Genomic DNA, 13,408 nt, shown 5'->3' with positions numbered 1-13,408 from the left:
ATTTTACAATTAATCAGGTTAAATTTTTGTACAAAAAAGTTTTAAGTACGCTAACTTTTATCCCGAAAGTTTTACATATTTTTCTTGGCAGGTCTCCTGGCTTGCGTCTTGTAACTTACCTTCCCGTTAATAAACAGTGGCAAAAAGTTTTAGTTACAAGCTTTACAGCTTACAGTTGCGGGAACAGCTTCAGATTTTAACTGAATTCCCTTTTAATTTTCTCTATTGAAAATAAAGAAAAACCAAAAATCGGGGCAAATCTATAACTTTATTATAAATTATCTCCAATTAAATCATTATATTTTGAGAATTTTCTTTTTAGATTATCAGAAATATTGTAATATTTAGGGTGTATCATTGACGCTAAACACTCTATTCCATCTACTAAAGTACCAGCTGATGATTGTGTAAACATAGCAAAGTCTGCTATATAAACTTCTCCATTTTTAACAGCTTTTAAATTTTTCCATTCTGGTTTTTCTTCTAAAAACGTCATATCTTCTAACGCCCTTTCAATTCCATAACCACACGGAGCAATTACCAATACCTCTGGATCATATTTTACAATTTTATCCCATGAAATAACAATGCTATCTCCAGAAGGATGCGATAACAAGTCTATTCCTCCTGCATAGCCTATTTGATGAGGAATCCAATGACCACAATTAAATAAGGGATCAATCCATTCAAGCAACATTACACTTTTTGATTGAATTCTATTAGCTCTTTGAACATCTACAATATTATAAATTCGCTCTCTTAGTTTATTTACATAATTAATTCCTACTTCTTCTTTATTCATAGCTCTAGCTATAGTAAGTGCATTATCAAATACATCTTCTAAAGAATTTGGTGTTATAGAAATTAACTCTGGAGTCTTTTTTAATTTATATGCTGATTTTGCTACCGATTCGGTATCTATTTGACAAACATCACATACATCTTGTGTAAAAATAATATCTGGAGCTATATTCTCTAAAACTGGTTCATCTACATAATATAAAGTACCTCCTTCAGCTTTAGTCTTTGAAAAAATAGCTGTAATTTCTTTACTTGTTAATGTTTTACCTTCTAATTTGTACCTAACTGCAACCTTCTTTTCTTGCAAAGCAATTGCTGGACATTCAAATGTGATTCCTTGTAAATAATCTTGCAACCCCATATCATAAATCATTTGAGTTACTGCTGGCATAAAAGAAGATACTTTCATAGATATTTAAATTTGGTTCGCAAAAATACATAGTTCTCATTTATAATTTTCTTTTTCTAAAAAATCTTTCCAATATTTGCTTACAATTTATTTCTTCAACATGATTTATTATATAACAGGTGGTGAGCGATCAGGGAAAAGTAGTTATGCTCAGCAATTAGCCGAATCATTATCAAATACTCCGTATTATTTAGCTACTTCTAGAATTTGGGATGATGATTTTAAAAAACGAGTAAACAGACATATTTCGGATAGAGACGAACGTTGGACTACCATTGAAGAAGAAAAACTAATCAGTACAAAAATCACTAAAGAAATGACCGTAGTTATTGATTGTGTTACCTTATGGCTTACCAACTTTTTTGTAGATACTAAATATGATATTGAACAAGCATTAAAATTAGCTAAAAAGGAAATTGATGCTTTGGCAAAAATAGATGCAAAAATTATTATTATTTCTAATGAAATTGGTATGGGATTACATGCTAATTCTGAATCTGGAAGAAAATTTACAGAACTACAAGGTTGGGTAAATCAATATATAGCAAAAAAAGCCGATAAAGCCACATTCATGGTATCTGGTTTACCTTTAACTTTAAAATAACCACCAATGTATACTACTAACATAAATCCTTTATCAGAAAATATTAAAGGTCAATTACAAGAGAAAATAGATTTTAAAACAAAACCTATAGGTTCTTTAGGTGTATTAGAAGATATCGCTTTACAAATAGGGTTAATTCAAAACACTCTTTCTCCTACTCTATCAAAGCCTTCAATAGTTGTTTTTGCTGGTGATCATGGTATTGTAAATTCTAATTCAGTTACTCCATACCCGCAAGAAGTTACGCAACAAATGGTTTATAATTTTTTAAACAATGGAGCTGCTATTAATTCTTTTTGTAATCAAAACAACATAAAGCTAAAAATAGTAGATGCAGGTGTAAATGCTAATTTTGAAACTTCTCCTAACCTAATAGATGCTAAAATTTCAAAAGGAACTAAAGACTACAGTATAGAAAAAGCAATGAATACTGAAGAATGTTTGTTAACTTTAAATAAAGGGAAACAAATTGTTCAAGAAATATTTAAGAACGGTACCAATGTTATTGGCTTTGGGGAAATGGGAATAGGTAATACCTCATCAGCATCTCTTTTAATGAGTTATTTCACTACCATTCCAATTGAAAAATGTGTTGGAAAAGGAACAGGATTAAATGATGAAGGTGTTATTAAAAAAGCAGAAATTCTTCGTAAAGCTTTTGATTTACATATCAAACAAATACAATCTCCAATAGATGCATTAGCTTCTTTTGGTGGTTTTGAAATTGTAATGATATGTGGAGCTATTTTAGAAGCTGCATCTTTAAAAATGACTATTTTAATTGATGGTTTTATTGTTACTTCAGCATTACTGGCTGCACAAGCTATTGATAAAAACGTATTAGATTATTGTATCTTTTGCCATACGTCAGGTGAACAAGGACATGAAAAAATGTTAGATTTTTTAAATATAAAACCTTTACTTAATTTAGGTTTACGCTTAGGTGAAGGAACAGGTGCGGCAATTGCTTTTCCTATTGTAAAGTCAGCTATTAGTTTTTTAAATGAAATGGCTACTTTCAAAAGTGCAAATGTTTCAGAAGCTTAAATTTATTATGAAAAAACAAGTTCACTATTTTTTGACTGCAGTACTATTTTTCACTAGAATCCCTTGTCCTAAATGGATTAATCACTCTCCAGAAATTTTAAATAAAAGTAGTCGATATTTTTCTTTAGTTGGAGCACTTATTGGAGCTATTTCTGCAACTATATATTATGGCGCTTCTCATGTTTTCAATCCAGCTATTTCTATTATACTTAGTATTGTTGCTTCAATCTGGGCCACAGGAGCTTTTCATGAAGATGGTTTTGCTGATGTTTGTGATGGTTTTGGTGGTGGCTGGACTAAAGAAAAAATTCTAACAATAATGAAAGATTCTAGGTTAGGTACTTTTGGAGTTGTTGGTTTGGTCTCTATACTTTCATTAAAAACAGTAAGTTTATATGAACTTAGCATAAACTCAAAAAATATTCCTTTAATCATAATTGCTGGGCACACTATAAGTAGATTTATAGCTACAATATTACTATATACACATGAATATGTAAGAGATATTGACAGTTCTAAAGTGAAACCTACAACTCAGAAAATGAGTACTAAATCAATTATTATTTCTGGTTTCTTTGGGCTTTTACCTCTTCTATTTTTTGAAAACTATAAAATCTTTGGTGTACTAATTCCATTAATAATCACATATTTATATATGGGGTATTTTTTTAAAAAGTGGATTGGTGGTCAAACTGGTGATTGTGCAGGTGCTTTACAGCAAGTTTCAGAAGTAGTTTTTTATTTATCATTATTAGTTATATGGAAATTATTTTAGTTCGTCATACAACACCAGATATTGAAAAAGGAGTTTGCTATGGACAAGCAGATATTACTGTAGCTACCACATTTCGTGAAGAAATTAAACCTATTGTAAAAGAAATTAATTTTAATAATTCTGATACTCTATATTTTTCAAGCCCTTTAAAGCGTTGTAAATTATTAGCTAAAGAATTAAGTAATACAATTAACTTTGACGATCGTTTAAAAGAACTTGATTTTGGTGATTGGGAATTAAAAAAATGGAATGATATTAATAAAGAGGAACTTGATACATGGATGAATGATTTTGTTAATATTCCTGCAACAAATGGAGAGTCTTATCTTGATTTACATACAAGAACAGTTAATTTCTTAAATGAAATATTATTACTCAATAAAGAACGAATTGTTATTGTAACACATGCTGGTGTTATAAGAAGTTTATCGGCTTATATAAATAAAACTCCTTTAGATAAATCTTTTGATTTAAAATTAAATTACGGTCATATTATAAAATTCACCTTATAATTAAAATGAAATATAATACTTTACTTATCGTCATTTCTTTTTTATTTCTTCAATGCAAGAAATCCGAAAATAAAGAAATTTCTAAATCAGAAACTATTAGTAGCCCTATCAAATACGCCAAAGGATTTGATATTATCACACAAGATGGGCAAAAAAAACTAGTATTTAAAAGAGTATTTCAAAACTCAAAAAAACAATTTGTTTATACTCTTAGTAATAGTACTAATATTTCTAAAAATGAAATAAAAACTCCTATTGAAAGATTAGTTGTTACAAGTACTACTCACGTACCTATGTTAGAACTGTTAAGTAGTGAGGAAAAATTAATAGGATTTCCTCACACAAAATACATTTCTTCAGAAAAAACTAGAAAACGAATTGAAGAAGGTAAAATTGTTGAGCTAGGTTCTGAACAGAATATGAATACTGAAAAGTTAATGGATTTACATCCTGAATTAGTTATTGCTTTTTCATTACATCCTAATAATAAATTATATGAAAACATTAAAAAAACTGGAATTCCTGTCATTTTTAATGGAGATTGGCTAGAAGAAACTCCTTTAGGGAGAGCTGAATGGATTAAATTTTTTGGTGCTTTACTTAATAAAGAAAAAGAAGCTGATAGTATTTTTAAAACTATAGAACAAAATTATCTGAAAGCTAAAGAAATAGCTAAAAACAATAAAGGTAAACAACCTACAGTTTTATCTGGTAGTATGTTTAAAAATGTATGGAATGTTCCTGCAGGAGAAAGTTTTATGGCAACTTATTTAAAAGACGCTAACTTAAATTATTTATGGAAAAATACTAAAGGCACTGGTAGTTTACAATTGAGTTTTGAAAGTATTTTAGATAAAGGTAAGCATGCCGATTATTGGATAGGTTGTGGCTTATTTGAAACCAAAGAACAATTAGTAAGTGCAAATAATCATTACAAAGAATTTGATGCTTTAAATAATGGGAATGTTTATACTATTGGAAGTAAAAGAGGAAAAACTGGTGGGTTTTTATACTTTGAATTAGCTCCTGTTAGACCTGATTTAGTTTTAAAAGATTTTATAAAAATTACCAATCCAAAATTATTACCTGATTATAATTTAACCTTTTTTGATCAATTGAAATAAAACTAAAACCCCCAGAAAACAATTATCTAGGGGTTTTATACTTAATCTAAATTACACACTACATAATCGTACTACTCCACTCATTAATTTAAGTTGAGTAAATGTTAAATCATCTGGCTCTATTCTTCCTGAAGCCACTAAATCTTGATTTCTTTGGAATCTTGCAATAGCATTACGAGTTTTAGAACCATACTTTCCATCCTCTTTGAGCTGAGTAGTTGGCCCACCTTCCGAAATAGGTACTTTATTAAGTAACGATTGTACTAATAATACATCACTAGGCTTGTTTTCACTTCTTGCTCCCACAGATCCAGATAAACTTTGAGATAAATCAGTATAACCATTATTATCATCTCCATTATCAATTGGATTGTTATTGTTTATTGGATTATTGTTGGAATTATTATTATTTGAATGATTACTCGAAACGATTTGCATAGATGGAGTACTTTCTGACACCATATGATTATCCCATTCAGAATCATTTGCGCTAGATGTAGTTCCTATTCTAACATATAAAGTTGAAGATTCTCTCAATTGATTCCATACATGTAATGGTATTGAAAAACGATTACTTGTTAATCGGTTACTTACTGTACTATCATCCCAAGAAAAGAAACTGTTTTGAGAATTTCCATTATTCTCCCAGTATCCATAATCAAAAAGCTGTTCGTCATTAACTATTTCTATGTAATAATAATTATTAGCTCCTTTAATAATTTCAAATTCTGGTATTCCATCTGCAGTATTCCATGTACTTGGTACTATAACTCTAGGAGCTCCTGTTGAATTATTTTCGTTATTATTATCAGAAGTATCATTATTATTATTAACTCCAGAAATTGGCCATCCTGGAGCATTAATAATAAAAGGCTTATTACTTGTAAATGTACTTAAGTTTTTACCAATACTCATAAAATTTGGTTCTTGATCTGATTGCTGAGCTAGTACTTTTTGTTTTATTTCTCTGTGAAATTGACTATAATTCTTAGAATATCTTCCTGAATTCCATGTCTCTTTTACTTTACTTGTAAAAAGACCATTTGTTCCATAATCATAACTAAATTGATGATCTTGACAACCAGAAATTAAAATAATAGAAGCTTTTAAATTTTGAGATTTTACATTACTATTTCTATACTGAATTTCTTGATAGAATTCTTGGTTATTCATATAGTTTTCATAACTCTTTTCTGCTGGAAGTAATCTCACTTTTACATTATCCTCTGCTTCTTTTTCTACAGTTTTTAAAACTTCTTTATCGAAGTTTTTTGTAATAGTTTTTAAAGACATTTTTGATCGCTTCATTTTCTGATTTAAAATCATAGACTTTAACATAGTACCACTATGACAGCTATCTGATAAAACAAAAATTCTAACACCTTCTTTAAATCTCAACCATAAACTATACAGTTCATCATCTAAAAATTGTCTGTTATAAAGTACCCAAGACTCATCTTGTCCATCTGGCTCACTATCAGACGTTGTGTTAGGTATTGAAGATCCGTGTCCAGAATATGAAATAAAAAAGATGTCTCCATTTTGAAGTGTTCTGGCTGCTCTAGTAATTTGTTGTGTGATATTTGAAGATGTAGCTTGGTCATCTAATAAAACGGTAGTTTCATATCCTTGTCTATTTGCAATGCGAGATAAATCGTTCGCATCATTTACACAGCCCGATAAAGGTAACTTGCTTCCATATATTGTTGGATCTACCTCATTTATTCCGATGTGTAATGAAATTCCTCTTGCCATAATTAAAAGTTTTAGGTTATTGTATTTTGTTTTATGTTAATTATACTTCCTTGCTGAGAAAAATTGTGTGACACCCAATTAGACTCAACTATTAAGTTTTCTTTTGTTTTGTATTTTATATAATATCCGAATTGAGTACTTGATACTATTTCATCTATAGGTATTAATAGATCTATTTCTTTTTGAAATACACCTTCAGAAAATTCTAGTTTTGTATAAGGTGGTTTGTTTTCACATCCTATATAAACTTCTAAAAGCTGTCCAAAATCATCACTTGAAAGAAAATCGAAGCAAATAATTTGTTGAAATAAATCTTCTATGTATGTATAGTTTTCTGATAAAGCTTGTTGATCTGTTTGAATTGAAAAGATTGGTAGTAAATTTTTAGACTTATCTTCATTTTTAACCGAAGAATACTCTTTAGAGACGATATACTTTTGAACAGGTATAAAAGTATCTTTTGAATCAACTACATAAAGTCTATCTATATAAATTGGACTTTCTAAATTATTAACCAATTTTACTTTATTACCTTGATACTCTATTTTCACTCCTTCGCCAGACCATGGTTGAGATATATAATCGAGAGAAACTATTAATTGACTTCTCAGTAGTAAACCTTCATCTAATTTCTTAGTATAAAGTCCTGTTACACCTCCATTTTCTAGAAGAGACTTACATAATTGTGAATTTCTTATATTAGTTTCAAACGTACCTCTTATATAATGATCATATGAATAAGTATTTGAATTTTCAATAATAGCTCCTGATAAATTCCAATTAAATGTTTCTTCCCCATCGCCTTCTGTAATATATTTTATATTAGGTTCATGAGCTGTATAATTATTTAATAATTTCTTTAGTGCTACTCTCTCCTGATAAGAAATATCTGGTTCTAATTTTAAATCTACAACACACAAACTATTTTCATAATCTTCTATGTCTATAGCTCCATGTAAAAATAATTCTGGAGAAAACTTCTCTGGATTTTCCAATCTTCTCGATATAATATATCTGTTAGGAACCACAATAAATAACTCTGGACTTATATTTGATTTGTATACTTCATATTTTGGATGTGTTAGTTCATTTATTTTAGAATAAAGTACATGCTTTATTTGACCAATTTTCATAGGCTCACTACATCCTATTGACTTAAAACCATCATTTACTTCTTCTGTATAATAATCTCCATACTTTGTACAATCAAAAGAAAGAGGTATTGTTTTGTTCAAACTACTTTCCTTATAAATGTATTTATCTTTTAAAATCGTATTGAGATTAGCAACATTGTAATTCAATTTATAGTTATTTACCAGTACAGGAGTAAAGTTATTTTTAGTTTTTTTCGATAGTACTCTCGTAACCTCTGAAGTATCGATTGAAACGTTCTTTAAATTCTTCTTTTGTAAATTAGGTTTAAAATTATTTAGAGATAAATATGTTCCTATATGTAGTCCAGAAAATAAATGAAGCATTGTATCCTCTTTTTTCACCATAGATTTGAAACTATAATTTATCAATAAACTTGCTTTTGAACTATCAGACAATGTTGGTGTGGAAAGTGCGGCATATAATAATCTTACCCAGTTATTAGATACATTAAACTCTAAACTAATTGTTTGTCCTTCTCTTTTAGATATAGATGAGTATAAATAAGTATGTTTCTTTTTCCCATTTTTATCTATATAAGGTAACTTTATCTTATAATTTGTTGTTAATCTTTTTAAAAGCTTTTTTCTTGTATTCTTTGGAATCGATTTTATCCAATCTTTATTTATAAAACTCTCTATATTAATAACAAACTTACCTTCTATAGCTTGAGAACCATTGGGCATTATACCTATTTTCTTAAAACTAAATTTAAATGGTGAGTTATTAAAAGAAATTCCATTTTTAGGAAATTTAATTTTAAAATCTGGTTTTACCCAATAAAGTTTTTTATACTTAAAATCTCTCCAGAAATTATCTTTTAAACTATTGATTTTTGGATAGCTTTCTTTCTTTATAATATTTAAACTTGAAATTAATGACAACTGATTAAATTCTGGTTTTAAAACCGTTGCTACATTAGTTGATAAGATATTTGAAGAAATCTTATTTGAATTATTTAATTTAAAAAGTTGGTTAGCTTTATGTAAGTTAGTAGCATGAACAATTGTTTTTTGAATATACTTCTTTTTATATTTCTTAGGTAAATATTGCTTTAACTGTAACGTATTCTTTTCAATATAATAGTAGTTTATGTTCTCTCTTAAAGCCTCTTTAATACTATGAAATAAAGGAATAGTATCCTTAAATAAGACTGATTCTTTTTTCCAAACATCATAACATTTAAAAGTATATTTTATACTTAAAGTCCTATCATCTCTTTCTTCAATAGTTATAAGTTTTCTTATAATCTCATTACTAAAATTAACTCGAAATTGAATAGACTCTAATAAACCTCCTAATGTTTGATTTACTATTATATTAGATTTTTTATCTATTAAAGAAATTTCTCCTTCTTGTATAAATGGTAATTGAGACTTCCTAGAAGGTGTAAATAATATATTAAGATTTGATGTAGTGTGTAGAATACTATCTGTATTTATTTCGTCACTTTCTCTAGACATAACAACATCTAGCTTTGTTTTAGACTTATCCTTATCAAAACCAATAGAAAAAGGGAATGCTCTTTCCGATTGTACAGAAGTGTTCTTATTTATCTTTTCTGTATAAGTTGTAAATTTTGAATACATTTCCTTTTTATTTTAGTTTAAAGCTTGAGTTTGACAAAACGTAAATTGTCAAACTCAGCTATCTTGATTAGTTATTAACCTATTAGTTTATTGATGGTGGTTGCATACTTAAAACCCTCTTCATAGGTTTATTCTTCTTAGCTCCTACTGAAAATATTCCGTTAGCAGGCACTATAACATCTGGTTCTTTAACAGATTTAGTAGATGGTGGTTGGTTAATCGTTGGTGGTGTAAAATCTTCATCATGTGCTAAACGCTCAGGAATATTTACAGTACGTACCACAACAACTCCTTCTTCTTCTGGGGTAGGAACACTTATAATTAATGGTCCACTTCCTGCTCCTCTTTTCCATGGTCCACTCCATTCCATTCCTTTAGTGAATAGACTTCCTTGAACTACAACACGTACTTTGTATTTATAATAAGCGTGTACAGTTTTATCTGAAGTAAATACAGACCAATATTTTCCTTGTGTTTGAGTATCATAATCGAATCTAAATGCTACTGGATCAAATCTTACATTACCATTATCATCTACAATTTCATCTCCATTTTCATCTGTAGCTTGAAAAGTAACTTCTACAAACTGTTTAGCATTTTCTAAGAAAACATTCATATTAATTGGACCTAGGCGTATACGGCTTGCATCATCAGCTCTTACCTCTAGAATAATATCGTTGGTTAAAGTTCCGTTTTCACCTGGATCAAGTTCTATTTCATTATCTTCTATTTGAACTCTATTATTTGGAAACTCAAATGGATCTGGCGGTTCAAGCATACTCACTTTTCGCTTCACATATGTTAACCCAGCTTTCCAATCTATAGGAGGGTTTTCTACATGCTCTTCTAATTTTTGAGTGATAGCACACTCCCAAGTACGATCTGAGGCATCTGATGCTTGGAATGGAGGAATAGACCCTGTCCACATAATTTCTCCTCTAGTATTTGGGTATCCCACTTGAACACTCATATGTGATACTGGTTCACCTACCCATTTATCACCAAGCTTTGGCCAATTGCAAACTGGCTTTACAACTCTAGCTAATTTTCTTGGCCAATCATCTAAATACAATGTTTGAAAATACAAAGGCTCTTTTTCTGGATTTCTTTCTATTTCTTCAGCCATTCCCTCTAAAGAACTACTAATTAGATGTTCTTGTAGATAAGAAACTTGTCTAGTTTCATGGTAATATAGACTTAAGTTAGTGCTATCTCTTCTATATTTTAAAGCCATACCACCTCCCCAAAGACCAAACAATCCTCCAGAGCTTTCTGCTGCTTCAACATCTGGTTTTGGTGGGTCAAAAATTACAGTCTTAGCTTGCTCCATAAACTTTTGAACAACAAAGTCTGTTCGTTCCACCACTTCTTTAGCAACTTCTTCAGGATTAGGAATCATAGCATTATTGATTTTTACATCAACATCTATGGTTCCGTTAATTCTCATATTATTAATTTCAGCCTTTACATCAGCAGAATACCATAAATACCTTCCCTTTGCATTAGCTGAAAAATGTTCGAAAATACGCTCCCAATTACCTCTTATTGTTATTTCAAATGCAGGTATCCAAAAAGGCATTTTTACATTCATAGCTACATTTATAGGCGTATATGATCCATGAAATGCACTCCACAAAATACTTGCAGGATAAGTCCCAACTAATGCTGTAAAAGCGTTTTGTCCCATAGGGTCAATACTTCCTGTTCCTTCTCCTTGCATTTTCCAAGTCCAAGGCTCTAATTTTGATTTATTCTTCCCATAATTTCTTGCACTAAAATCTCTCTTACTCAAAAAAGAAGGAACGGGTCTTTTAACATAGTTTACAGGTTGTGTACTTCTTGCTCCTGGTGGTAATGGTTCATCTGTAACAGGAGTAACAGGCTCAATTACACTACCATCCTCATTTGGAGATAAATTAGTAATACTTGTTTGATTATCAGTAATAATCACAGGTCTAAAAATAGGAGTTACATTATTTTTAATTCCCCAGAAAAAATCTCTACTTCCTTCAAATTGTTCAATAATTTTTCGTTGAGATTCTTCTAAAACATGATTTGGTGGAGCACTGTTCACTGTAAAACCTAAAACTCCTCCTGCAACCTCTCTTTGGCCTTCCTCTTCAGAAACTCCAACATTAGCATTTGAGCTTTGTACTCCTGCAAAACGAATAAGATTAAACATTAAATCTCCATCATCTTTACCATCTTTTCTAGCAAGATGAACATAATTTGGTAACCAATAAAATACTGGTGCGCTTCCATTCTTTTGAAGCTCATAATTGTTGGCATCTGGATAATAAAGTAGCTCATACCCATTGGCCACTATTGGCTGTCGACCACCTGCGAGAGTAGGTCCGATTGCATTAACTGCCATAGTAAAAAATTTTTATTAACCTACTCTAATTCAATACAGTTTTCGGCTTCCCTGTTTTAACTATTCCAAATTTCCTTCAATCTCAAAGTTATTTTTATGAGTGTTCAACTAAAAAAGCAACGGTATATAACTAATTATATATAGGTTGATTAACCTTTTCGTTTTAGGTCCTTTATTCTTCTTAAAAAATGCTTATTAATTGTTATTTTGCAGTAGATAAAAGTCAACAAACCAAATAATTATGAAAAAAGTACATTTTATTTTCACAGCTATCATAGCTTTCACGCTATTTACTATTTATAACTGTTCATCCTCTAAAATTTTTAGTACTCATAAAAAAAAAGTTATCTGTTCAAATTATTCTAGAGCTCCTTTGAGTAAATTACCTGTTGGATTAGTAAAAGACATGATTAATGGTTATAAAAAAAATCAATTAAATGAGATTAATGGAAATTTAGGAATCAATGATGCACAAGCTATTTCTTTTGATTTAGAAACCTTAAAACGATTTGTATATCATATAGAAGCCATTTCTAAAAGCAAAGACAGTACTTTATCTGATAAAGATTTAGGAGTACGAATATATTATGCTGCTTATCCTGAAAGAAAAGAATGGAAAAATTCTAAATATGCTGGTGCTTTAGATGTTTTTATGAACGATCCTATTACTGAGCAATATGAAAAACTACATACAATTGTAATAATGCCTACTATTAAAAGAGATGATACTTATTACGATTTTAACCCCACAGATGTAAGAACGTATACTAAAAAACTACAAGATGTGCGTGGTAAACAAAAAAATAACGATTATTCTAATCCTGAAACACCTCTAGTAACTTTAAGTTTGTTATCAAAAGCTCCAAGCTCTTCTACTACAAGTAGTGTTGTTCAAAATCATGGTGGATTATTCCCTCCTAATTCTTTTGAAGGATCTGGTTTTTAAATCTTTTTTCCATTGAATTATTACCCAGTATTGCATAAAATCTTAATAGGAGTTGAATTCCTTTCTGCTTTAGTTGCTTTTATTTATTTTTTTAGATTAAAGGAAACTTATTGGAAATGGTTTTGCATATATCTTATCTTCATTTTCTTGCAAGAATTAGTATGGACTTTTGATTTATTTTCCTTGGGAGACAACCCACTTTACAATAATTATTATTATACTTTTTTTGGTATACCCATTCAATACATATTTTTCTATTGGCTATACGCATACAAATCTCTAAAACTAAAAAGATTATTTTTTATATTTCTTCTAGTCTA

Annotated in this window: 10 protein-coding genes and 1 riboswitch; of the genes, 6 read left to right on the top strand and 4 right to left on the bottom strand. The window is 29.6% G+C overall.

The features are described from left to right. Positions 1-69 precede the first annotated feature (69 nt). Positions 70-262: riboswitch (cobalamin riboswitch) on the bottom strand. 9 nt (positions 263-271) lie between these two features. Next, a complete protein-coding gene (locus ACOQN8_RS14285) occupies positions 272-1,210 on the bottom strand; it encodes an ABC transporter substrate-binding protein (protein ID WP_420553179.1) in 939 nt (312 codons plus the stop codon). 100 nt (positions 1,211-1,310) lie between these two features. On the opposite strand from ACOQN8_RS14285, the gene ACOQN8_RS14280 reads away from it, so the two are divergent. Genes ACOQN8_RS14280 through ACOQN8_RS14260 form a run of 5 tightly spaced genes read left to right on the top strand, consistent with a single transcriptional unit; the run spans position 1,311 to position 5,272 of the window. Further along, positions 1,311-1,814, top strand: coding sequence for a bifunctional adenosylcobinamide kinase/adenosylcobinamide-phosphate guanylyltransferase (locus ACOQN8_RS14280; RefSeq protein WP_420553178.1), 504 nt, complete (start codon positions 1,311-1,313; stop codon positions 1,812-1,814). 6 nt (positions 1,815-1,820) lie between these two features. Further along, complete coding sequence (gene cobT / locus ACOQN8_RS14275) at positions 1,821-2,861, top strand: nicotinate-nucleotide--dimethylbenzimidazole phosphoribosyltransferase (RefSeq protein WP_420553177.1); 1,041 nt, start codon at positions 1,821-1,823, stop codon at positions 2,859-2,861. Positions 2,862-2,868: 7 nt separating this feature from the next. Next, positions 2,869-3,636, top strand: coding sequence for an adenosylcobinamide-GDP ribazoletransferase (locus ACOQN8_RS14270; protein ID WP_420553176.1), 768 nt, complete (start codon positions 2,869-2,871; stop codon positions 3,634-3,636). After that, complete coding sequence (gene cobC / locus ACOQN8_RS14265) at positions 3,621-4,148, top strand: alpha-ribazole phosphatase (protein WP_420553175.1); 528 nt, start codon at positions 3,621-3,623, stop codon at positions 4,146-4,148. The genes ACOQN8_RS14270 and cobC overlap by 16 nt, the downstream gene beginning before the upstream one ends. Before the next feature lie 5 nt (positions 4,149-4,153). Beyond that, the gene (locus ACOQN8_RS14260; RefSeq protein ID WP_420553174.1) at positions 4,154-5,272 is read left to right on the top strand and encodes an ABC transporter substrate-binding protein; all 1,119 of its coding nucleotides are present in this window, start codon (positions 4,154-4,156) and stop codon (positions 5,270-5,272) included. Positions 5,273-5,323: 51 nt separating this feature from the next. On the opposite strand, the gene ACOQN8_RS14255 is transcribed toward ACOQN8_RS14260, so the two are convergent. The 3 genes from ACOQN8_RS14255 to ACOQN8_RS14245 form a co-directional block, all read right to left on the bottom strand. Next, positions 5,324-7,027 carry a caspase family protein gene (locus tag ACOQN8_RS14255; RefSeq protein ID WP_420553173.1) on the bottom strand — a complete coding sequence of 568 codons (1,704 nt, stop codon included), beginning with the start codon at positions 7,025-7,027 and terminating at the stop codon, positions 5,324-5,326. Between the two features lie 11 nt (positions 7,028-7,038). Further along, positions 7,039-9,768, bottom strand: a complete 2,730-nt coding sequence (locus ACOQN8_RS14250; RefSeq protein ID WP_420553172.1) for a hypothetical protein — start codon at positions 9,766-9,768, stop codon at positions 7,039-7,041. 82 nt (positions 9,769-9,850) lie between these two features. Then, the gene (locus ACOQN8_RS14245) at positions 9,851-12,142 is read right to left on the bottom strand and encodes a hypothetical protein (RefSeq protein ID WP_420553171.1); all 2,292 of its coding nucleotides are present in this window, start codon (positions 12,140-12,142) and stop codon (positions 9,851-9,853) included. A 241-nt stretch (positions 12,143-12,383) separates the two neighbouring features. On the opposite strand from ACOQN8_RS14245, the gene ACOQN8_RS14240 reads away from it, so the two are divergent. Next, on the top strand, positions 12,384-13,088 hold the full coding sequence (locus tag ACOQN8_RS14240; RefSeq protein WP_420553170.1) for a hypothetical protein: 705 nt from the start codon (positions 12,384-12,386) through the stop codon (positions 13,086-13,088). The last annotated feature ends 320 nt before the right edge of the window (positions 13,089-13,408 follow it).

It is taken from the genome of Tenacibaculum aiptasiae (genome assembly GCF_965221665.1).
In the GTDB taxonomy this organism is placed as follows: Bacteria; Bacteroidota; Bacteroidia; order Flavobacteriales; family Flavobacteriaceae; genus Polaribacter; species Polaribacter aiptasiae.
Note: the sequence above shows the minus strand (reverse complement) of the source record. Positions and strands in the feature narration are given on the sequence as shown.

Excerpts from the sequence above, each read along its gene's own strand:
- ACOQN8_RS14285 (WP_420553179.1), bottom strand. The coding sequence starts at position 1,210 with ATGAAAGTATCTTCTTTTATGCCAGCAGTAACTCAAATGATTTATGAT.
- ACOQN8_RS14280 (WP_420553178.1), top strand. The coding sequence starts at position 1,311 with ATGATTTATTATATAACAGGTGGTGAGCGATCAGGGAAAAGTAGTTAT.
- cobT (WP_420553177.1), top strand. The coding sequence starts at position 1,821 with ATGTATACTACTAACATAAATCCTTTATCAGAAAATATTAAAGGTCAA.
- ACOQN8_RS14270 (WP_420553176.1), top strand. The coding sequence starts at position 2,869 with ATGAAAAAACAAGTTCACTATTTTTTGACTGCAGTACTATTTTTCACT.
- cobC (WP_420553175.1), top strand. The coding sequence starts at position 3,621 with ATGGAAATTATTTTAGTTCGTCATACAACACCAGATATTGAAAAAGGA.
- ACOQN8_RS14260 (WP_420553174.1), top strand. The coding sequence starts at position 4,154 with ATGAAATATAATACTTTACTTATCGTCATTTCTTTTTTATTTCTTCAA.
- ACOQN8_RS14255 (WP_420553173.1), bottom strand. The coding sequence starts at position 7,027 with ATGGCAAGAGGAATTTCATTACACATCGGAATAAATGAGGTAGATCCA.
- ACOQN8_RS14250 (WP_420553172.1), bottom strand. The coding sequence starts at position 9,768 with ATGTATTCAAAATTTACAACTTATACAGAAAAGATAAATAAGAACACT.
- ACOQN8_RS14245 (WP_420553171.1), bottom strand. The coding sequence starts at position 12,142 with ATGGCAGTTAATGCAATCGGACCTACTCTCGCAGGTGGTCGACAGCCA.
- ACOQN8_RS14240 (WP_420553170.1), top strand. The coding sequence starts at position 12,384 with ATGAAAAAAGTACATTTTATTTTCACAGCTATCATAGCTTTCACGCTA.